2 pseudogenes are annotated in these 586 nt (G+C 47.6%); both read right to left on the bottom strand.

What is annotated here, in order from left to right:
* Positions 1 to 342: pseudogene (locus B4113_RS20625) on the bottom strand (transposase); the annotation flags it as partial.
* Positions 343 to 482: 140 nt separating this feature from the next.
* A pseudogene (locus tag B4113_RS19600) lies at positions 483 to 586 on the bottom strand (UPF0236 family transposase-like protein); the annotation flags it as partial.

Here is a 586-nt window from a genome sequence, read left to right on the forward strand (position 1 = left end):
GGTAAACAAGGAGTGGAGAATCTCTCCCAACCCCAGTTGTCTCCAGAGCTGATCCAAGAGCCAGACGCCGCCGAGGTGTTTGCATGACTGGAATTGAAAGTCATCGGAAGCTTCTCCTGTCAACGTTTCGACTTCCCAAGCCTGCTCAGGAGAAAGGAATCGCGAAATGCTTTTGGCCAGACGTTCCAAGACGGCGCGATCCACTTCATCTTCGCGCCCGAATGAATAAATCACCTTCGCTTTCGCATATTTGGCCTTTGGATCCCATTCATTGTGAGCAAGCTGGAGATAAGCAACGGTTGTTCCATCCTTATTTTTGCGTGTGACTCGTCGTATGTACATGCCTATATTATAACGTATAAACCTTATTTTTAAAAGGAAAAATTAATAAATCGTGTGCCTATGAAATTCGGCGTTTTTTCCTAGGATCCGCATTACGAAACCCTTGATATAACAGCATTTTGGTCATTTCCATTTGCCTAAAATGACCTCAAAACTGTCGAACTCGGGTTCCAGCTGCGGCGGGATTTCACCCGGTACGCGAACCGGCTCATCACACTCTCGGCGTGGCCCATCGGACGCATGC

The sequence above is a fragment of the Geobacillus sp. B4113_201601 genome, assembly GCF_001587475.1.
Taxonomy (GTDB): Bacteria; Bacillota; Bacilli; order Bacillales; family Anoxybacillaceae; genus Geobacillus; species Geobacillus icigianus.